Origin of the sequence: Bacillus zhangzhouensis (assembly GCF_000715205.1) — a bacterium.
Lineage (GTDB): Bacteria > Bacillota > Bacilli > Bacillales > Bacillaceae > Bacillus > Bacillus zhangzhouensis.
Genome location: NZ_JOTP01000034.1, coordinates 1 through 20,283, shown reverse-complemented (window position 1 = coordinate 20,283; position 20,283 = coordinate 1). Strand labels below are relative to the sequence as shown.

Here is a 20,283-nt window from a genome sequence, read left to right as displayed (position 1 = left end):
TTCTCTGTGCACAAACATAATATCATATTTGTACGTACATATGTCAATAATAAATATAGTTGTACATACATAATCAGACAAAAAACAGCATATTCTTTGAAGATGATATGGCAAAAAGTGAAAGCGCCTGTTTTTGATTCGACAACCATGTTAAAATATGTCCATACAATTTCTTCTCAATCCGAGTAGATGAACAACTGGGAAAGAAGTGAAACGATGAAAAAGAAGTACCAGATCATTATCGATGATATAAAAAGCAAAATACTCACAGGGGATTACCGGATCGGGGAGCGTATTCCAACCGAATCAAGCTTACAGGACATGTATCAAGTGAGCAGGCATACGGTTCGAAAAGCCATCTTGGAATTGTCAAGCGAAGGATTTTTGCGAAGTGAAAAAGGCTCAGGCACATTTGTGACCAATCAATATCAAACAAAGCCTGCTGGACATGCTCATATGAAAACGATTGGGGTCATCACCACATACATATCCGATTACATTTTCCCATCTATCATTCGGGGCATTGAAAGCCGCTTAAATGAAGAGAACTATTCTCTGTTATTAGCTAGTACAAATAACGATGTCGACCAAGAGAAAAAAGCGCTAGAAATGATGCTGTCTTTTGGTGTGGATGGGCTGATTGTCGAGCCGACAAAAAGCAACTTATATAACCCGAACATTTCGTACTACCTATCCTTTAAAGAACAGGACGTACCGCTCATTATGATCAATGCCTATTATGAGCAATTAGAGGTTCCTTTTCTCTGTTTGGATGATGTAAAGTCCAGCTATCTAGCCACAAAAGAGCTGATTACCTCTGGACATCAACAAATCGGACTGATTTCAAAGACAGATGATTTACAGGGTAAATACCGGATGAAGGGCTATATTCAGGCACTAGGTGAAGCCAAGCTTAATTTCCTGCCTGAGCATGTGCTCTTTTTCGATACAGAATCGAAGCAGCATTTGGGGGATCATATTAAAACATTCTTAATGGCGCACCAGCATGAGCTGACCGCCCTCGTTTGCTATAACGATGAGGTTGGGTTAGAGGTGGCTAATGTATGCAGCGAAATCGGTCTATCCATTCCAGATGATCTCTCGATTATTGGACAGGATAATTCGTATATTGCCCAAAAAAATGCCCATGTGAAGCTGACAACGCTGACACATCCTCAGGAGCAAATGGGCCGAGATGCAGCAGACTGGATGATAAAAAAAGTCCAAGGAAAAAAGAATCTGCCTGATCAAACCTTTTATGAGCCTGAACTCGTTCCTGGTGAAACGATCAAACAAATGAAGACATGAAAAAAATGAGCCCTTTTCACAGAAGGCTCATTTTTTTATATGATTAAATCTCTTCTTTTGAAGAAGGCACTGCACACACGCCATCTGCACATGCGGCTTCAAAAGAGGTGTCGCCCGTCTTCTCAGCTTGAGCTGCTTCTTCTGTCCAAGCCGTTTCAAGTGCACGAAGGAAGGTATCGGCTGGCTGTGCACCTGCAACCGAATATTTGTCGTTTATTAAGAAAAACGGAACAGCAGAAATTCCGAGCTGTCTCGCTTCTTTTTCATCTTTTCGTACATCATCAGCAAACGTTTGATCATCTAAAATTTTCTGAACTTCTTTCTGATCAAGACCTACTTTTTCTGCAATGTCTAAAAGTGTTTTGCGATCGCCAACATGCTTTCCATCTGTAAAATATGCTTGAAACAGCTCTCCCATGACGAGATCACCTTTCCCTATTTTACCAGCATATTGCGCCAATCGATGTGCATCAAAGGTGTTTGTCAAAACGAGCGGATCGAATTGAAAATCAATTCCTTTCTCTTTACCGGCTTGCTTCACCTGTTCATTCATCGCCATTGCTTGGCTGCGGCTCATTCCATATTTTTTGACGAGCATATCATGCACATCATAATCCACTTGTACAGGTGCATGCGGATCGAGCTCAAAGCTTTTAAACTCTACTTCTATCTGTTCCTTCTGCGGGAATTGCTCAAGCGCTGTTTCCAGCTGTTTTTTTCCTATATAACAAAAAGGACAGGCGATATCTGACCAAATTTGCACTTTCATCTTCATCTTCCTTCCACTGCTTACGTTTTTTCTTTAAAGATGTAACTATTATAGTTACACTAAATCACTTATGTCAAGCCACATTCATTTTGTTCTCCATTTATCAGAAAAAGCCTCTCCTTCTAATAGAGGAAAGGCTTTGAAAAACACTATTCTAAATTTGCATGGTGTCCATACATAGTATGTGTGTCGAGCTCTTTCATTTCCATCAACCGCAAAATGACCGCATCATACATGAGAAGTAACGATTGCTCAAATAGCGAGCCCATCGGCTGAATGGTATGATGGCTTCCTTCATGTTGATCCTTCGGCGCACCTGACAGTAAGATGGCTTCATCCGATAGATCAGCCATCGGTGATTCAGCTGAAAGCGTGAAAGACGCAACACTTCCGCCAATTGCCCTTGCCTTTTTCGCAAGCACAAGCAATGTCTCTGTTCGACCAGAACCACTCCCCACAATCAAGAGATCCTCTTCTGTAAAGGAAGGCGTATTCGTTTCGCCGATTACATACGCCTCGATGCCAATATGAGTGAGTCTCATCGCAAACGATTTCCCCATCAAACCGGACCTGCCTGCACCTGCCACAAAAACCTTTCGTGCAGCTAAAATGCTTGTGACAAGCCGCTCTGCTTGTTCGTCTTGAAGGGCTAACGAGTGCTCAGAAAGCTCATTCAAAATGGCTTTCACATAGTCACTTGTTTTCATGATTGCGAGATCAGCTGCTTCATTTGTGCGGCCACTTCTGCTTTATTGTCCTGGCTTGCAATACCGCCGCCGACAATGATCAAATCAGGGTTTAATTTCACAACTTCAGGTAACGTATCAAGCTTAATACCGCCTGCAATCGCAGTTTTCGCCTGTTTGACGACTTGTTTAATGGTCATGAGGTCAGCAAATGAGTTTTGACCAACCGCTTGCAGGTCATAGCCTGTGTGCACACAAATATAATCTACTCCAAGCTCATCCAGTTCTTTTGCCCGGCCCGCGATATCTTTAATACCAATCATGTCCACTAAAATTTGTTTCCCTCTTGCTTTCGCTTCTTTCACCGCTCCTTGAATGGACATATCTTCTGCCGCTGCAAGAATGGTGACGATATCTGCTCCAGCTTCGGATGCCTGCTGCACTTCATAGCCGGCAGCATCCATAATTTTCAGATCAGCGAGTACACGTAAATTCGGAAAAGCCTGCTTGACTTCTTTTACAGCACGAAGCCCTTCGTTGATCACAACCGGTGTCCCAATTTCGACCACATCAATGGATGCTTCTACTTCTTTTATCAACTCAATGGCTTCTGGTATATTCACTAAATCTAATGCTAATTGTAATTTCATCAATATTCACTCCTGTTCATTTATATCATCTTCAAAAGCTCCGCGGATGATACCTCTTGAATATTTCTTGCATGAAACGAGTATAACAACAGGAATGAAGCAATCCTAGTACGCACTTTTTTTTTACATACTATACTTTTTTGCATATGGTTACAAAAAAGATACTGTCTTTCGACCAGTATCTCAGCGTGTAGACAAACCTTCGCATTCGTTGTCAGTCCTGCGTGCCAGTGCTCGTCCTTCCTAGACTTCAAAGGTTTTCTATCACGCTGAAAAGAAGACAAAGGGCTAAAATAAAGTCATTTTAGCCCTTTGTCTATCGTAGGTATTTCTATTTATCACCCTTTAAAAAATTGCTGTCGAGATATTGTTTGCCCCAATCATACATCGCCTCTAAAATCGGCATTAAGCTTTCTCCTAGTTCTGTGAGAGAGTACTCAACCTTTGGAGGAACGACGGGATAAACCTCCCGGTGCACAATGTGATCTTCCTCTAATTCTCTTAGCTGATTGACAAGCATTCTTTGCGTAATCCCAGGCATTAACGACTTTAACTCACCAAAACGTTTTGTCCCTTCTCTGCCAAGGTGCCATAAAATCAGCATTTTCCACTTACCGCCGATAATATTCAGTGTCAGCTCTTTTTCGCAGTTGAACACTTTATTTTCCATTCGTGATGACAACAACATACACTCCTTTAATAACAAACCATGTACGCATTATCATATACTGCGGCAAATTTAGATTGCCCTAGCATACGGTCTTCGTTATTGATTCTGTTTATTCACAAAAGACATGACGGCTTTTGTCATTTCTTGCGCTTCTTTTGGCGCCCTGTCTGATCCAAACCACTTATTCAGGTCACTGTGGCTCAACGTATGAACCCGAAAAACAAACCGAGAACCTTTATCATGATTCAGCTTTTCAGCAAAGCGGTACACCTCAGGATTTTCCCAGCGCGTGACCAAATAGACAGGCGGTAAATTCGATTGATTCATATAAGTGACAGGTGATGCCTTTGTCCAGTTTTCCTCTTGTTTGCCAAACACTTTTTTGTACGATGGTATGGCTTGGATAAATTGATTGATGTTTAACGGTCCGTCTAGAACAACGATGGATTTGATCGTTTTTGGAGACAGCCCCACACGATTTAGGTAAGTCGAATCTGTGGCTACCAATGCAGTCAAATGACCGCCCGCAGAGTGACCCATGACATTGATTTTTGATGGATCTATTTGATACTGATTCGCATGATCCTTGACCCACTTAATGGCGTTTGCCGTATCATCCGCCATCTGTTCAAATTGGGCATCAGGGTGCAGCCGGTAATTCATCGAGACAAACACATACCCCTGATTAGTAAAATAATCAGCCTTTGAAGCGACTCTGTTCTTATCACCGCCTGTCCACCCGCCACCATGAAGATAGATCATCACTGGATGCTTCTTCTTTTTGTCTTCATCTTTTCCCTTCGCCATATACATATCGAGTGTTTGCTGTTTGTTTTGTGTGTCTGCATAATGGATGTTCGTCGTTGGCTTAGGCTGGTTTAAACGGAACACAAAGAATGCGCATACCAATAAGCCAACGATGACCGCCGCAAATAAGAGCCATTTCATGATTCGATTCAAAGTCATTGCACCTTTCTATGTTGGGATGGAGATGAATAAATGTCGAGAAAAGACTAGTCTGTTAAATTCAAATCTTTATTTGAACAGAAGATACATTGGTGAATTTTAGATGGATGGCTGCTTGATGGGCCGCAGATTCATATGGGATGTGCTGGGCACTACAATTGATCAAGTCGTCATGTTCATTATACTCTTTAAAGTAATGAAATTCATTGATTTGATTTAGATAGTTAACATCAAAATCAGGATTTTGATTCTGGATACTTTCATCTAAAAACCAAAACATAATTCCCCTTATAGTGATACAGCTTAAAATAATTCCCAATTAAATAATAAGAAAAGCTGCCAAGTTTCCTTGACAGCTAACAATGGTTTTTTTCAAAAAAAGTTTCTCAACAAATTGTCAAATAAAAAACAGTTACTTCTCTCGGATTCCCCCAATTTTTATATAATCAAGAGCTAATTCAGGAATAATTACTGGTTAACTCCCCCCAAAACTCGTCAAATTTTTCTCCATCACTAAATAATAACTCTAACCACTCTTTCAAAATACTATTCAGAGGTTTCCAACCATCTTCTGATAATAAATTTTGTATAGAATAGTTTTTAGATTTTGTGGCTAAAATACAAATTTCTAAATCCCTATCTCCCCAAATTGCCCAATCCAAAGAATTAGATAACCAAACAACGTTATTTGAGTTAGTGAAAATATCATCAGCCATAGAATCTTCTGGGCTAGTCCAAAGTGCATTTGCATAATCCTTACCGGAAATTTCAACACTCGTTCTCAGCCAATTATAATAACCAAATTCCTTCAAATAGTATTCTACTGGATCCGGCTTAAGGACTGCCGTTAAAAATTCCTTATCTTGTGTTAAACCTGATAGCGTTTTTATTGTTGTTAAAATCTCATCACTCAAAGCCCAATCAAACTCTTGAAACAAAAAACAATTAAAATTCTCTCGAAATACTTGATGAGGCAAATGTTTATTTGTATAAAAAACTTTTTCAATCAAGACTTTATATTCCTTGAATTCATTACCTGAATGAATAAATAAAGCTTTACTGTTAACCAATAAAAAACACCTACTTCTTTAATCTTATTTTAAGAGAAGGGCGCTTGGCCCCTTTTGGAATGTAATCAGCAGAAGGGCCATCATAATCTCTTGACTTATTTCTCAATGTATATCTTGAACCTTTTTTACTCATAATGATTACTTGCCTATCTTTACTTATAGACTTTTTCCATCCTTGTCTTCTAAGATTTTTCTCGAAATTCCTTTTTGTTACATTAGTAGCCCTGTTATTAACTATAGCTGTTTTCTTTTTTACATTTCTATAACTAGAATATGTTCTTTTTGCTTTAACTTTCTTCCTTGAAAGTTTATAAGACTTCTTCCCAGCACTAAATACCTTTTTTGCACCCTTTAACTTTCCACCACCCAAAAATCCTGATACGGTTGCAGCCGCCACACCTTTCCAATTTTTCCCTGATTTATGTGCTTTATATCCATCATATACCGCAAATCCTGCATTGACAACAAACCATACCCAATGGCCGTCTGGGTCCACATTCATGACCGGGTTGTTGTTTCCATAGGTATATCCATTTTGATCTAGTGAATCTCCATCACTTCCTGGGTCTGGGTCAAGTGATAGGAATACGCCGTTTCTCGGTTCATAGTAGCGGGCGATTAAATAGTAAAGTCCTGTTTCTTCATCGAAGCGGTAGCCAGCATAGCGATATGGGTTTCCTTTTACTTCTTCATCTTCTTTCACCTTTGTTGGAACGCCCCATGTATCGTATTCGTACTCAGCGACGATTTTTCCTGCACTATTTGTGATGGCCATGACATCACTGTGTGCATTGTAGTGATAGAAATATTTGTTTCCATTTTGCGTGAATGCAAGGAGTTGTCCACTGTCACCGTATGTGTATGCTTTTGTGACTACGTTGTCCTTATCTGTTTCGTATAAAACATTCAGACTATCACCGTCATAAAAATAATTGGTGACTTTCCCATTCACTGTTTTTTGAATTCTATATCCACGCTCATCATATTTGTAAGTGACAAATGGCTTGTCTGCCCCTTTTTTCGTAATGGCCGTTATGTTATCTTCTGCATCCCATTCATAAAGGAATTGCCTGTCAGACGTTCGGTTGCCATTTTTGTCATAAGTTAAAGTCTCATCATTTACCTTTGTCAGTTGGTTCATGATGTTGAATGATGCGTTGATTATTTTTTTAGTGCCATTTTTTTCAGTCGTGACGTTTTTTCTGTTTCCAAACCCATCATATGTGTACTCAATAACCGTGCCATCTGGATGAGTTTCTTTGATCAATTGATCTAATTTTCCATATTCATAACGAATCTTCCCGTTGCTTCCTTGATCAACCGTTATTCTGTTTCCATTTTGATCATATTCGTAGGCTTCGTTTAAGATCGTCGCGCCTTGGCTTGTTCCAATATGCAGATCGTTGATTAAATTGCGCTCATCATAAGCAAAGCTAGCACCACTGCCGTTACCTGTTATAAATGACTGGACATTTCCATTTTCATCATAATCAAACGAATACGTAGAACTCGCATCCTTCATCTGCGTCATTTGATCAAGCTTATTGTAACTGAATTGGTTCGTCCCTTTTTGATTTCCGTGTGTCCACTCAAAAGATTTCAGTTTATCTGAATCGGCTGGATACGTCCAAGTTTGGCTGCTGCCACGCTCTGTTAACTTTGTGATGCGGTTTTGTTGGTCAAATGTTCGATTTTTGGTTGTGTTTTGTTCTTTGTTGACAACCGTTGTTTCGTTCCCATTTTTATCATAGCTAAAGTGATATTTTTCTGTTCCATAATTTTCTAAAAATATATCATTCTTTCAAACCAATCCATATATCATTAATTTATCAATACATACCCTTTTTACTCATAAAAAAAGCACCCTATAAGGATGCTTCAATCAAATGATATTTTTTGAATATTCGATAGGTAATAGCTTTCGCTTCTATTCCCGTGCCTTCAATGTTTGTAGCGAAGATGTAGGTTTTACTTTTATATTTGATAAATCCTACGTACCAGCCGATGCCTGAGCCGGAGCCTGTTTTTCCGTATAGGGTGGCATTTTCCTCTTCTTCTTGTATCATCATTCGTTTGACGGTTTTCATGACGGAACGGTCAAATGGGAGTCTTTCTTCATATAGCTGTTTGAGAAAACGGACTTGTTCTAATGGGGAAATACGTAATGTACTGCTTAACCAAAATTGATCGATTCCGCCAGATATGTCTTGATTCCCATAATGAATGGCCTTCACCCACTGACTCATGCGCTCTTCCCCGATGTCACGCGCCATGGCTTGATAGTACCAGACGACTGAATCTCTCATCCCAGATCCTAATGTATGATCCCTATTCCAGCTGTCAATCTCTCTTTTCACCCCATCCCAATATTTAATATCGTATTCATCTCTCACTGCGCCTGTTTGAAGTCCGATTAGGGCATTTGCCACCTTAAACGTTGATTGAGGCGCAAAGCGCTTGTTCGCTCTTTTTTTGTTATACACCCGAGGCGACTTTTCGTTTACTTCTTGGATCACAAACGTGCCTTCCCGATCTTTCATGATGTCATCTACTGACCATGTTGGAGCTGTTCCCTCACTTGATAAAGGCTGGCTCATACAAAGCGCCATAAGCATGACGCCGGAAAACAGCCATTTCATGTGCTTTTTCTTCAAAACAATCTCTCCTTTTCCCATGATTTTCATCGATTGTAGCATGTTGAACGATGAGAAATAAGGGACGCTTGTCCTCTTTTCTTTCAAACAAAAAAGCCGGTTTCACCCGGCTTTCTGTTTAATATGAGCTCTCTTTTTTTTCTTCAATGGCCTGCTTCGCTATTTTCGAAATCGTCATATCGTCCATTGGCGGGTTATGAAGTCCAGCACGAATATCTCGATAGTAACGCTGAAGCGGACAACCAAGGCTTAAGCTTTTCGCGCCGACTAAACGCATGGCTTTATCGACAATTTGCAGACTATGATTGACGACTGTATGCTTCACAGCGCCGAATTCATTGGATAAAAGCGCTCTTTTTTCTGGCTGTTCATACAATTTAGTCGTTGAATAAATGACGTGACGTGCTTGTTTTAAAAGTAAATCGATTTCACCAATGAGATTTTGGACATTGGGCAGATCACTAATCGTTCCGCTGATGCTGTTCGGTGAATGTGTGATCGCATACTGAACAGCATAGTCTCTTGCCGCTTGCGCAATTCCTAAATAACAGGAAGGGATATGGGCGATCCAAGGATTTAACGTACCGCCACGAGGCCCTTTTTGCACTTCAACGAGCATATCGTCTGAAACCTCAACCTGATCCAAAATCAAATCATGGCTTTCTGTTCCTCTCATGCCCACAACATCCCACGTTTCTTCTATAGAAACACCTTTTGTATCACGATGAATTAAAAAGAAGCCTAGCGCTTCTTTTTCTTCGATCCACACGCCGACTAAAAAGTATGTGAGCGCTGGTGACATTGTTGTGAAAATTTTGCGTCCATTGATCACCCATTGATCACCTGATCTAGTCGCAGTTGTCCCGGGTTTGCCCCCTCTTGTTGGACTGCCTGTCTGCGCCTCACTCACGGCCCGGTTGACAAGGGCACCTTTCTTCACTTCTTCAGCAAAAAAATTCAGCTGCTTTTCACTCCATTGTTTCTTTTCATAAATTTCACCTACCACCCCTTGGTGCCAGCCGATCGATAAGGCAGTCGCTCCATCCATGCTGCCGAGCGTCTCTTGAAATAGAACCATATCCGTCACAGATTGACCTCCGCCTCCATATTCAACAGGCAGAGACAAGGTCGTATACCCCATGTCTACTAATGATTTTATATTCTTTTTAGGAAAATAAGCGCCTTCATCATGTTCTTTTGCGGATTGTTCGATCGTTTCACGAAGAGACTCTAGTTGATGAAGCCATGTTCTTTGAAAATCTGTATTGACAAATAATGCTTTAGACAAAACGTATCCAACTCCTCTGTTTCTCGCAATCTATGATCATGCTGATTATTCCAATTGGAATGAATAAAACATACTTTACTTATAGGATTTAATGTGTTAAATTTTATCAATATTAAGTACATATGTCAAAGGAACGTGATGCTTTTATGATCTCAGCTACTAATCTACATAAATCTTATGGGCAGACCCCTGTGTTAAAAGGCATTGATTTCACCGTACAAGAAGGTGAAGTGGTCGCAATTATCGGACCGAGCGGATCAGGAAAAACAACACTTCTTCGCAGTTTAAACAGCCTCGATATTCCAGACAAAGGAGAGCTGACGGTTGGAGAAGCCACGATTCAATTTGAACGATATCATAAAAAAGACCTTTTAAAACTCAGACAGCAATCTTCCATGGTGTTTCAGCATTATCACTTGTTTCAAAATAAACGAGCACTTGAAAATATTACAGAAGGATTGATTGTGTCTCAAAACATGTCTAAAAAAGAAGCAGAAAAGGTCGGAGAGCAATTTTTAACGCGCATTGGACTGCTTCATAAAAAAGATGCGTTTCCGAGTGAATTATCCGGAGGTCAGCAGCAGCGAATTGGGATTGCCCGTGCTCTTGCGATGAATCCTGCGGTGCTTTTGTTTGATGAGCCTACGTCAGCACTGGATCCAGAGATGGTAGGAGAAATTCTTGAAATGATCAAAGATATTGCGAGCCAAGGGATGACGATGGTCATTGTGACTCATGAGATTTCTTTTGCAAAGGACGTAGCGGATACGGTGATCTTTATGGCGGATGGCGAAATTGTTGAGCAGGGATCCCCGGAAGACGTCCTAATCAAGCCACAGCATGAACGGACGAAGCAATTTTTATCACGAATTCATCGCGGGATGTGGCAAGGATCGGAGGAAGACAGATGAAGCGAAAGAGAGCATTCACTACCGCTAGTGTCCTTTTGTTTCTCCTCTCGCTCATTGGCTGCAGCAGTGTGAAAACAACGACAGAGGATGGCAGACAGATTGTGAAAGTTGCACTAAGTGCAGAAGTCAATCCGCCTTTTTTAGCCACAAATGACCGAAACGAGCCAATCGGTTATAATATCGACTATTTAAATGAAGTGGAGAAACGATTGCCTCACGTTCATTTTGACTTTATCTTTGGCGAGGAAGAATCCAATTTAATTGGTGTAGGCGCCGGGAAATTTGAAATGGCGGCTAATTGGTTTTTCAGTAATCCTGAGCGCGAGAAGCGTTTCATTTATCCTAAGGTGCCGTACGGCTATTCGATGACGGGTTTAATTGTGAATGAATCAGAGCAAGATATTCAATCGCTTGACGATATGACATCTAAAAAGCTGGCTCCCGTCAGTCCTAGCGGCGGGCTGCGTTCCATATTAAATCAATATAATGAAGAACATGATCCAAAAATTCCACTGACAACTATTGAAAGCCCTTCAAATGAACTTAACTTAAAGCGAGTAGAAAGCGGGCGGTCCGATGCGGCTTTTATGAACATTTCGACCTTTGATACGATTCAAAAGCATCTACACCTTAAGGTCAAAGTTGGCGGCATTGTGTCAAAGGAACCCATCTATCTTGTCTTACAGCCTAGCCAAAAGCAACTTGCAGGAGAATTGGATCGGGTCACACAGGAGATGATTGATGATGGAACATTACCTGCTCTTTCCAAAAAGTGGTTCGGAGTTGATTTCTTTCAAGATATTGACTACATATCAGAGCAAGGCTATCAATATGAAGAAAGGAAGGAAGCGTCATGACGTTTACAGCAGGAGATTGGCTGCGTATCTTTTTACAGGTGCTTGAACGCCTGCCACTCACTTTTCTTATTATTGTGGTGTCATTGTTTTTTGCCATCATCATCGGCCTGTTATTTGCATGCATTCGAATTAAACAAATCCCAGTGCTGAAACAATTGGCTGTTATCTATCTATCTTTTACACGAAGTACGCCTTTAATTGTTCAGCTATTCTTGATTTATTTTGGACTGCCTCAGCTTTTGCTGGTGGCGGGGATTCAAATCAATCATTGGGATCGTGTGTTATTTGTGATGATCACATTCTCTTTGCATACGGGCGCTTATTTATCTGAAGTCTTCCGCAGTGCGTATTCGTCTGTTGGGAAAGATCAGCTTGAAGCGGCCTACATTGTTGGGATGACAGATACTCAGGCATTGATAAGGATCATTATCCCTCAGGCCTTCCTCATTGCACTTCCAAACCTCGGAAATTACACCATTGATCTCGTGAAAGACACCGCCATTGCGTTTACAATCGGACTTATTGATATCATGGGGCAGGTCAAGATCATCTTAGGGAATAACTACGGAATCGGCATGTTTGAAGTGTACGTGATCATTGCGATTGTGTATTGGCTTATCTGCATGAGCATTGAACTGATCACCATGCTGCTTGAAAAGAAATTTGTGAAAGGCCGTACCAGCCTGTCACGTTAAGGAGGCGATTTGATGCAAACCATTGATATTCCATTTGCGATTGACCAAGTACCGCATATTCTGAAAGGCGTTCCTTTTACTTTATTGATTGCACTCGTTTCCATGGCTGTGAGCCTTTTGATTGGATCTGTTTTTGCTTTCATTCGTCTCTTTCGTATTCCTGTGCTTCGGCAGTTTGTCACGCTCTACGTCTCATTTTTTAGAGGCACCCCTCTCATTGTTCAGCTGTTTGCTTTCTTTTATGGTCTCCCTTTTGTTTTGACCAACATGAGCGGCACATTCGGGTTAACCTTTCATCCAGATATGGTCTCCCCCTTGGCTGTTGCCCTCATTACTTTCAGCCTGCATTCAGCCGCACATTTAACAGAGGTGGTGCGCAGTGCACTCCTGACTGTAGATAGAGGACAGCTTGAAGCAGCGAAAATTGTTGGCATGACCACAAGACAGGCGATGCTGCGCATTATATTGCCGCAGGCATTTGTGGTTGCCTTACCTAATCTAGGAAATCAGCTCATTCAGTTATTAAAAGCCACATCCCTTTCGTTTACAATTGGTGTACTGGAAATCATGGGAATCTCTCGCATCATTGCAAATGATGGCTATCAGTTTTTAGAAACATACCTCGTATCTGCTTTGATCTATTGGCTGCTTAGCATTTTCTTTGAACTAGCTTTTGCTTTATTAGAGAAACGAGTCAGCGTGTACGGAAGATCTCTTGGACGATAAAAAAGTCGATCAGGCACGAGAACCTGATCGACTTTTTTTAAGTATATTAAAGGAATTTGTCCTGCTCTTTCCATTGATCACTATGAATAGAAAAGAGAATGGCTTTTGCCATTCCCCTTCGTTGTCTTACTATTCAGCACTGACTAAAATTTTCACTTGATCTTTTTCATTGATTAAAGCATGGAAGCCATCCTCAATCACATCGTCCAGCTTGATTTTTTTTGTGACGAGAGTATCTGCGGAGAAATAGCCTTTTCTCATTAAGTTTAATACAGAAGGGAATACGTCTCTATAGCCGATAATTCCTTTAACTGTACGTTCTTTAATGACAATATCATTTGGCATGATTTCTGCGCCCTTTTCCCAAATGCTTACAATGACAGTTTCTCCTGAAATTCTAGTTGATTGGATTGCTTGCTTCAATACAACAGGTACACCTGTCACTTCAAAAGAAACATCGACGCCACCGTTTGTACGGCGTGCAATTTCTTGAACAACATCTTCATACTGAGAAGGATCAACAATGATCGCTCCAAGCTCTTTTGCTTTTTCTTGGCGTTCTTTCGATAATTCAACTGCGTAAATATCTGTAGCGCCAGCTGCTTTTAAAGCTTCAATGACAAGTAAACCAATTGGTCCGCAGCCAAACACAGCCGCTGTGTCGCCAGCTTGTACTTTACTAGAACGAACAGCATATAAAGCAACTGCAGAAGGCTCTACAAGCGCCCCTTGCTCATATGAAATTTCGTCTGGTAATAAATGAAGTAATTCTTCATCGACAGATACATATTCAGAGAATCCACCGCCGCCTCCGGCAAGTCCTAAAAAGCCCATGTTTTCATCTAAGTTATAAGCACCTTGGTGCCCATGAGTCGCAAAAATAGGCTCTACAACTACTCGATCGCCTACTTTGTAATGGCTCACGCCTTCTCCTACTTCAACAACCTCACCAGAAAATTCGTGTCCCAGTGTGACAGGTGCCTTTTCTTTTGTCAGTGGATGAGGTTCATTCACAGGAATGAAGATAGGTCCTCCTAGATATTCATGTAAATCACTACCACAAATGCCGCACCATTTCACTTTTAGTTTCACTTTTCCTGGAGCAACTGTTGGTTCGTCAATTTCCTCTAGTCGAATGTCCTTTTGATCGTGCCAGCGTAGTGCTTTCATTTATAAGACTCCTTTTCTCATCAATTTAATTAACTTACTTAAATAATTGTAACATAATTTTTTTAATTTTCTAAGTAAGACGCACTATTTTTTTGTCAGTCAATGGACGAAAGATGACAAAACATAGAAATAGACAGACAAGAAGCATACATATACACCCCGTGATGACGGATGTTCGTATAGATAAAACATGTGCAACTCCGCCAGAGATTCCTGTCATACCAATCGTCAGAATAGCTTCACATAAAGCATAAAAGCTCGTCACTCTCCCCATCACTTCTACCGGGATATTCGTTTGATAGAACGTCATAAAACCTGTGTTAGCAAATGCTAAAAAGAATGCTAGAACAAAAAAGCCAACAGCCGCTACCAATAATGTGCTAGAAAAAGCATAGATCAAATAACCAAAAGCAACAAACAAACTGCCCACCCCAAGCATGATGGAAACAGGCAGCCTTTCGACAATGACCGAATTGAGACATGCGCCTAAGATGATCCCCGCTCCAGCCATACTGACAAGAAGACCATATTCTGTATTGGTCAGCATCAGCACTTCTTTTGCAAAGGCTGTTTCAAGTGAGTCAATGGCAGTAGGCAGTACCGTCATGGCGGCACTAAATAATAAATACACCGCCATCACCTGGCGTGACGTCAGACTAAATCGAAGAACAAGCTTCGCATCCTCCATTAACATTGAAAGGGAAAAGCCTTTTTGGCTTTCAGCTGATCTTGACAAAATCGGTAAACACAGCGTCAAAAGAGCAGATATAAATAGGCAGATTGCATTTACATACATTGAAAAGACAGGTGTACCGATCAAAAAAAGTAGCCCTGCTACTGCGGGTCCAAGTAAAAATCCACCCGATTGTAATAAAGACCGAATGGCATTAAACCGTTTTCGGTTACCCGCCGGGATAAGCCCTGTCATGTACACCATCGACGCTGGATGAAACATCGCTTGTGCCATCTGAATGAGAAACACCATCACATATAGGATCAGCAGGTGTCCTGAAAATAAGGCAAAGGGGATACAGGCAATCAGAATCGCGCGGGTTATATCTAAACTGATCATCACATTCCGCTGATTCAGCCTGTCAATCAAACTGCCAGACCAGCTATTTGTCAAAAGAGCAGCAGCCGGTCTTAGCATATAGATAGCTGTTACAGCAAGCACAGAGCCTGTTTCTTGAAAAATGAGCAGATGGAGGGCAATCATATAAATCCATTCTCCTATGTTCGCAATGCCGATGGCTCCAAGTAAAATACTCATATCCCGCCAATGTTTTTTCATCATTGTCCCCCCTATTTGTCATCAAAAAAATCCCGCCCCCAAGACATTTCTGTCTTGAGGACGGGATTTACTCCGCGTTGCCACCTCAGTTCATTCATCTGTTGCCAGATGAACCTTAGCAGGTCATTCATTAACCCTTCTCTGTAACGGGAGAATTTCGCTACACCACCATCCGAAGGAATCCGGTGCAGAGCTAAGAGGCTTGGTTCCATAACGCTTCCCAGCTCCTTCTCAGCTCAACGGAGTTCTCTGTGTGAGGCAGCGACTATGTACTCTTCTCTATTTGCGCTTTGTTTTCTTTTTTTACTCGATCTTCAGCTGAATTGTTACATATTGTACTGCGGATGAATCAAAGCGTCAATATTTTTTATATTAATCAGCATAAATCATCTTTCTTGTCATCCCGCCATCAACGACTAAATCTGAGCCCGTCACAAATTGATTGTCTTCATCTGTTAAATAAAAACAAGCTTTGACAATATCCTTTGGCGTACCGACTCGATTGGAAAGATGCTGCTGATGGTCGATCTCTCGAAGACTATTCTCATATTTCGTTTCAATCCATCCAGGTGAAATGCTATTCACCGTTATGTGATCCTGACTAAAGGAAGCCGCCAGGGCATGAGTAAGCGCTGATATCCCGCCTTTTGATGCCGCATACGCTTCTGTATCAGGTTCTGACATTGTCGCGCGAGTGGATGAGATGTTCACAATGGAACCTCCTTTTTGATTCTCTTTTATATAACGTGCCGCTTCTCTAGCACATAAAAAAGTTCCTCTTAGGTTTGTATGCAGCACATGATCAAACTCATCAACCGTTAACTCATAAGGCGATGCTGTGCACATGACGCCGGCATTATTGATGAGGATATCAATCGTTTGACAGTGCTCCGCTGCAAACGTCATCAAGCGCTGGATATCCTTCTCTTGTTTCACATCCGTTTTAATAAAATAAACTTCAAAGGACTCTTTTCTGAGCTCCTCCTCCAAACGCTTGCCCTTCTCTTCATCAATATCCGCAAGCACGACACGCGCCCCTTTTTTTGCATAGCCGTAGGCGATTGCTTCACCAATTCCATTTGCTGCGCCTGTGATGATGACGGTTTTCCCTTCAAAATGGATCATATAATTAATTCCTTTCTATATCTGGTATGAATTAAGCACTTTTATTCTTTCCTGAAAAGAACGTTCCAGTCATCCACCTCTATCGATTCTATTTTATCTTCTTTCATCTTTAATCTATAATATTGCTTTATTTTCTTATTAGCATCTAACATATATTCTATAACTCTCTTTTCTTCATTTAAAGATTTTGTTGTTCTCTTTACCCATTCTTGAAACGGATAACGTTTTTTTCGTTCCACTGTTTCTGCATCTGCTAGTACATAAAAAATGTGAGAATACGCTTTTAAATGAAGTGATGTATTTGAAAGCATCTCTTTCGTTAAATCCGTCGCAAACACTTGATACACATATGGAGCTAGTGCTTTTGCCGTATAACCGCCACCAGTTGCTATGTCGAGTACGACCCAGCTTTCTTCTGGAGCTGTCCATTCAACTATTAGATCGAGATCTGCTCCCTTTGCATGAGCTTGACTCGTCACATACTTTTCTGCATTTCTCCCAAATTGTTCTACAACTTTTCTTTTCGCCTGATCTGAATTCATCCTTTTCCTCCCCTTTGATCATGTGTTGTGTATTCTATATGTTCTTCTCAAAATAAAGAGCCGTCCTATTTTATGAACGGCCCCTTTCATTTAAAAAATTATCGTGCAATCATCCCATGCGGATCTATCACAAATTTCTTCGCCACACCCGAATCAAAATCACTGTATCCTTTAGGGGCTTGATCGAGGTCAATAACGGTCGCATTGACGGCTTTGGCGATTTGTGCCCTTCCGCTTAAGATGGATTTCATGAGACTGCGATGATATTGCATGACAGGGGTTTGACCTGTCACAAAAGTATGCGCTTTGGCCCAGCCAAGTCCAATTCGTACTTTAAGAGAACCGACTTTTGCATCCTCGTCTACTGCACCTGGATCTTCAGTGACGTAAAGCCCAGGAATTCCAAGTTTACCGCCAACTTTTGTAATATCCATAATTGTATTTAAAACGGTCGCAGGTGCTTCTCCCTGATCTCCATGACCTGAAGCTTCAAAGCCGACACAATCGACGGCACAGTCAACTTCTGGCTCTCCTAAGATATTCGTGATTTGTTCGCCGATTCGATCATGCTTTCGTAAATTGATCGTCTCGCAGCCGAAGCTTCTGGCCTGCTCCAGCCTTTGCTCATTCAGATCACCAACGATCACAGCAGAGGCGCCAAGGAGCTGAGCGGAATGTGCTGCTGCAAGACCTACTGGCCCTGCCCCAGCAATATATACGGTAGAGCCCGGCTTTACTCCAGCCGTATAAGCACCATGAAAACCTGTCGGGAAAATATCTGAAAGCATCGTCAAATCCAGTATTTTTTCCATTGCCTGATCTTTGTCCGGAAATTTGAGTAGCTGGAAATCTGCATATGGAACCATGACGTACTCGGATTGACCGCCAACCCATCCGCCCATATCCACATATCCATAGGCGGAGCCAGGACGATCTGGGTTTACATTTAAGCACACATGGGTTTTTTGTTCCTTACACATGACGCAGCGTCCGCAAGCAATATTAAACGGAACAGACACGAGGTCTCCTTTTTGAATAAACTCTACATCTCGTCCAACCTCAACGACTTCACCTGTAATTTCATGACCAAGGACAAGTCCCTCAGGTGCAGTCGTACGCCCTCTCACCATGTGCTGGTCACTTCCGCAAATGTTTGTGGTCACCACTTTTAAAATAACGCCATGCTCACATTTGCGCCCAACATTGGCTTTAGGTACACCTGGGCCATCCTTTAAGACCAAATCAGGGTATCCAATATCCTCAACTGCTACATTTCCTGCCCCTTTATAAACGACACCTTTGTTTCCCGACATGTCTCCATTCCTCCCTTTTTGTTTAAAAATGAAGTCTCTACAATTTTCTCTATCTTTCGACGTTTCCCTTCTTCAAACCGCACATTGTCACAAAAAGACATGAATGATTGTCTATCAGTTAGAGAAAAATGTATCTCCCAGTCAAATAAAAAAGAAAATATTGAAAAAAAAGCTAAACTTTTGTAAAAGGGTGTCGATATAAAAAATAAGCCAGACAGGTATCCTTAATCGACAAACAAATTCCTTATATATACTATCATTCCTTACACACCTGGCTGGCCCCTATATATGAAATGAATGCAAAAGGCTCTTCTCATGAAGAGATGCGAGGGTTTGTCTACACGCTGAAAGGCTCATCTCATAAAGAGCCTTTATTTGTTGACACTGTCGCTTTACATGCAAAGAGGCTCCTCTGAGAAGAGCCCCTTTTTTGAGTGCTTGTTCATTACCTGGGAAATATTTTCATCATTTTAAGGCTTTGATACAGATGTATGTATCATAGTGATAAACCGAGACGTCTCTAAAGTGATACGCTGAAAATAGTCGGCTGATCTCTTGTTCACTGTACGATGATAAAGACTGTGAACGTTTATGTTTCTTCATCAGCTCCTGCTTTTGAAAAGATAAGAATACTTCTCCATCCACTTGAAGGACGCGGTACACTTCCTTCATCACCTGTTCGATATCTGGCAAATAATAAATGGTCTGCACCGTAAATAATTTATTGAATGATCTGTCTTCAAAAGGTAACTGTTCAGCCTTTCCAAGAGTAATGATGGCTTTGTCCTGTTCCACTAGCTTCTTATTTTTTCTTTTTGCATATTTGATCATATGACGAGAGGCATCCACTCCATACACTTTTCCTCGATCGAGTTTTTCTGCTACTTTTGATAATGTCATGCCTCTTCCAGTGCCAATTTCTAAAATTCGGTCATTTTCTTGTATATTTAAGAGTTGAATCGTCCATTGATTGATATTATGATGATTTTTTTCCATATAGCGGGCAACCCATTTTGAGAACAAGCCTTTTGGTTCCCTCATTTGTTTTCCAATCCAGCTTTGAATCAATGTTAACACCTGCTTTGCACGAGTAAATAAAACTATTTACGAATTTTCTTACTTTTCATATCGGCTCTCACCTAACAAAGGTTAAGACCTAGTCCTAATTTAATTGTCCTTAATTAGACGGCACCTTTTCAGAAAATGTTTCGCAGAACTTTTAAAAATTTTTGATCGAATAGGCGTTTTCATTAATTGTGCTCAGATTGATTTCGTTTTCTGCAGGTGCTGCATATTTTATGAATGTATCTTGATTAGATAAAGGTGGTGCTAGATTATGGGCTTTGGCGGTTATTCTGGAGGCTACTGCGGTGGCTACGGTGGCGGTTTTGCAGGCGGATTCGCATTGCTTGTTGTACTGTTCATTTTGTTGATCATCATCGGTGCAAGCTGGATTTGCTAATGTAAAAGGAGCAGGAAACTATGACGTTTCCTGCTCCTTTTCTTTAATACCAATAAGTTGGGTAATTGTAATTGTACATAGTACGTCTGAGAATTTCTTGCTGCTATATTTCAATTTGTTCTTTATTGAC

20 protein-coding genes and 1 pseudogene are annotated in these 20,283 nt (G+C 41.0%); 6 read left to right on the top strand and 15 right to left on the bottom strand.

The window, feature by feature from the left end; all coding sequences use genetic code 11:
- Positions 1-216 precede the first annotated feature (216 nt).
- Complete coding sequence (locus BA70_RS17250) at positions 217-1,308, top strand: GntR family transcriptional regulator (RefSeq protein ID WP_034324850.1); 1,092 nt, start codon at positions 217-219, stop codon at positions 1,306-1,308.
- Positions 1,309-1,351: 43 nt separating this feature from the next.
- Here BA70_RS17250 and BA70_RS17245 read toward each other — a convergent pair whose 3' ends face one another.
- From BA70_RS17245 to BA70_RS17200, 9 genes and pseudogenes are all read right to left on the bottom strand, one after another.
- Positions 1,352-2,077: a DsbA family oxidoreductase gene (locus BA70_RS17245; RefSeq protein ID WP_034324848.1), complete on the bottom strand. Its 726-nt coding sequence runs from the start codon at positions 2,075-2,077 to the stop codon at positions 1,352-1,354.
- Positions 2,078-2,226: 149 nt separating this feature from the next.
- The gene (gene hxlB, locus BA70_RS17240; RefSeq protein WP_034324847.1) at positions 2,227-2,784 is read right to left on the bottom strand and encodes a 6-phospho-3-hexuloisomerase; all 558 of its coding nucleotides are present in this window, start codon (positions 2,782-2,784) and stop codon (positions 2,227-2,229) included.
- Positions 2,781-3,413, bottom strand: a complete 633-nt coding sequence (hxlA, locus tag BA70_RS17235) for a 3-hexulose-6-phosphate synthase (RefSeq protein ID WP_034324845.1) — start codon at positions 3,411-3,413, stop codon at positions 2,781-2,783. Before hxlA ends, hxlB begins: the two co-directional genes overlap by 4 nt.
- 331 nt (positions 3,414-3,744) lie before the next feature.
- On the bottom strand, positions 3,745-4,101 hold the full coding sequence (locus tag BA70_RS17230; RefSeq protein ID WP_034324843.1) for a winged helix-turn-helix transcriptional regulator: 357 nt from the start codon (positions 4,099-4,101) through the stop codon (positions 3,745-3,747).
- Positions 4,102-4,179: 78 nt separating this feature from the next.
- Entirely contained in the window at positions 4,180-5,049 is an 870-nt protein-coding gene (locus BA70_RS17225) for an alpha/beta hydrolase (protein ID WP_034324841.1), read from the bottom strand.
- A 458-nt stretch (positions 5,050-5,507) separates the two neighbouring features.
- Entirely contained in the window at positions 5,508-6,119 is a 612-nt protein-coding gene (locus tag BA70_RS17215; RefSeq protein ID WP_034324839.1) for a hypothetical protein, read from the bottom strand.
- 10 nt (positions 6,120-6,129) lie between these two features.
- Positions 6,130-7,893, bottom strand: a pseudogene (locus tag BA70_RS17210) (RHS repeat domain-containing protein); the annotation flags it as partial.
- A 91-nt stretch (positions 7,894-7,984) separates the two neighbouring features.
- Positions 7,985-8,773, bottom strand: a complete 789-nt coding sequence (gene blaBPU / locus BA70_RS17205) for a BPU family class D beta-lactamase (protein WP_034324889.1) — start codon at positions 8,771-8,773, stop codon at positions 7,985-7,987.
- Positions 8,774-8,891: 118 nt separating this feature from the next.
- Complete coding sequence (locus tag BA70_RS17200; RefSeq protein ID WP_034324837.1) at positions 8,892-10,061, bottom strand: acyl-CoA dehydrogenase family protein; 1,170 nt, start codon at positions 10,059-10,061, stop codon at positions 8,892-8,894.
- 146 nt (positions 10,062-10,207) lie between these two features.
- Between BA70_RS17200 and BA70_RS17195 the strand changes: the two genes are divergently transcribed.
- From BA70_RS17195 to BA70_RS17180, 4 genes are read left to right on the top strand one after another with little or no spacing between them, the layout of a single operon-like run.
- Positions 10,208-10,972, top strand: a complete 765-nt coding sequence (locus tag BA70_RS17195) for an ATP-binding cassette domain-containing protein (protein WP_034324888.1) — start codon at positions 10,208-10,210, stop codon at positions 10,970-10,972.
- The gene (locus BA70_RS17190; RefSeq protein ID WP_034324835.1) at positions 10,969-11,829 is read left to right on the top strand and encodes an amino acid ABC transporter substrate-binding protein; all 861 of its coding nucleotides are present in this window, start codon (positions 10,969-10,971) and stop codon (positions 11,827-11,829) included. The genes BA70_RS17195 and BA70_RS17190 overlap by 4 nt, the downstream gene beginning before the upstream one ends.
- Positions 11,826-12,524, top strand: a complete 699-nt coding sequence (locus BA70_RS17185; protein ID WP_034324832.1) for an amino acid ABC transporter permease — start codon at positions 11,826-11,828, stop codon at positions 12,522-12,524. The genes BA70_RS17190 and BA70_RS17185 overlap by 4 nt, the downstream gene beginning before the upstream one ends.
- Before the next feature lie 12 nt (positions 12,525-12,536).
- On the top strand, positions 12,537-13,250 hold the full coding sequence (locus tag BA70_RS17180) for an amino acid ABC transporter permease (RefSeq protein ID WP_034324830.1): 714 nt from the start codon (positions 12,537-12,539) through the stop codon (positions 13,248-13,250).
- 129 nt (positions 13,251-13,379) lie between these two features.
- Here BA70_RS17180 and BA70_RS17175 read toward each other — a convergent pair whose 3' ends face one another.
- The 6 genes from BA70_RS17175 to BA70_RS17145 all read right to left on the bottom strand — a co-directional run bounded on the left by BA70_RS17175 (position 13,380) and on the right by BA70_RS17145 (position 19,759).
- Positions 13,380-14,420, bottom strand: a complete 1,041-nt coding sequence (locus tag BA70_RS17175; protein WP_034324828.1) for a 2,3-butanediol dehydrogenase — start codon at positions 14,418-14,420, stop codon at positions 13,380-13,382.
- Positions 14,421-14,490: 70 nt separating this feature from the next.
- Positions 14,491-15,711, bottom strand: a complete 1,221-nt coding sequence (locus BA70_RS17170; RefSeq protein WP_034324825.1) for an MFS transporter — start codon at positions 15,709-15,711, stop codon at positions 14,491-14,493.
- Positions 15,712-16,083: 372 nt separating this feature from the next.
- Positions 16,084-16,833 (bottom strand): glucose 1-dehydrogenase, encoded by a 750-nt coding sequence (locus BA70_RS17160; RefSeq protein WP_034324885.1) that lies wholly within the window; start codon positions 16,831-16,833, stop codon positions 16,084-16,086.
- Between the two features lie 44 nt (positions 16,834-16,877).
- Positions 16,878-17,378, bottom strand: a complete 501-nt coding sequence (locus tag BA70_RS19155; protein WP_051691183.1) for a class I SAM-dependent methyltransferase — start codon at positions 17,376-17,378, stop codon at positions 16,878-16,880.
- Positions 17,379-17,476: 98 nt separating this feature from the next.
- Positions 17,477-18,691, bottom strand: a complete 1,215-nt coding sequence (gene fdhA, locus BA70_RS17150) for a formaldehyde dehydrogenase, glutathione-independent (RefSeq protein WP_034324821.1) — start codon at positions 18,689-18,691, stop codon at positions 17,477-17,479.
- 465 nt (positions 18,692-19,156) lie between these two features.
- Positions 19,157-19,759 (bottom strand): class I SAM-dependent methyltransferase, encoded by a 603-nt coding sequence (locus tag BA70_RS17145; protein WP_034324818.1) that lies wholly within the window; start codon positions 19,757-19,759, stop codon positions 19,157-19,159.
- Positions 19,760-20,027: 268 nt separating this feature from the next.
- On the opposite strand from BA70_RS17145, the gene BA70_RS21000 reads away from it, so the two are divergent.
- Positions 20,028-20,153: a YjcZ family sporulation protein gene (locus tag BA70_RS21000; protein WP_008342643.1), complete on the top strand. Its 126-nt coding sequence runs from the start codon at positions 20,028-20,030 to the stop codon at positions 20,151-20,153.
- The last annotated feature ends 130 nt before the right edge of the window (positions 20,154-20,283 follow it).